The organism is Ligilactobacillus sp. (genome assembly GCF_036846325.1).
Classification (GTDB): domain Bacteria; phylum Bacillota; class Bacilli; order Lactobacillales; family Lactobacillaceae; genus Ligilactobacillus.
Window position 1 is genome coordinate 2462 of sequence record NZ_DAIUCE010000148.1, and the last position, 716, is coordinate 3177.

Below are 716 nucleotides of genomic sequence, written 5' to 3' on the forward strand. Positions count from 1 at the left end.
AATCGAGTTTAGCGAGCATAATTCAAGTATCTCATCGGACCGTTGCTTTATTTTCTATTAAGAACGATTTGATTGCGGGGTTATTACTGAGTTCATCCGGGTCATATTCATCATACTCTTAATTATGTGCGGTAGATCAGAAATTTTGTAAAAACTAGCAAAGCTCGTAGCTTTTAAATTATATTTTTGTATAAAAATGCTTCGAAATGATTGTTGAATCGTATGATATTTTCATTTTAAGACTAATCAGCGATTGTCTTTGGTGTGATGATTGCGATTTGCTGCAACTAAAAAATTGAAAGGCTATAACATCTTTAAAAACGTGATTGAGCTGTCTGGGGATGCTTAAACGCTTTGTTAAAGGATGAAACATAATAATGATTCAGGCCTGAGTTTTGCGGAGACAACACAAATGTGCAATACTGTTAAATCGTCTGAAGAGTAAAAAATGGATTACGAGCTTATTTATCAAAAACATTAAGCAATCTGGAAACATTTTGGCGAGAATTTTCAAAATTTATCTGTCAGCACGATATTTGGAGGTTCGGTTGTCATTGGGCGGATTTGTCGCGTAGCGCGCGTGGAAACTCGGTAATTTATTGCCGGGTTCTGTTCACATCTCTCAATTTGCCTGATTGAGACAGTTGAATTATTATTAGAAAAAGAGACATGTTGTGATACGATAAATACGTCTGACGATTTAAATCACTGTTAAA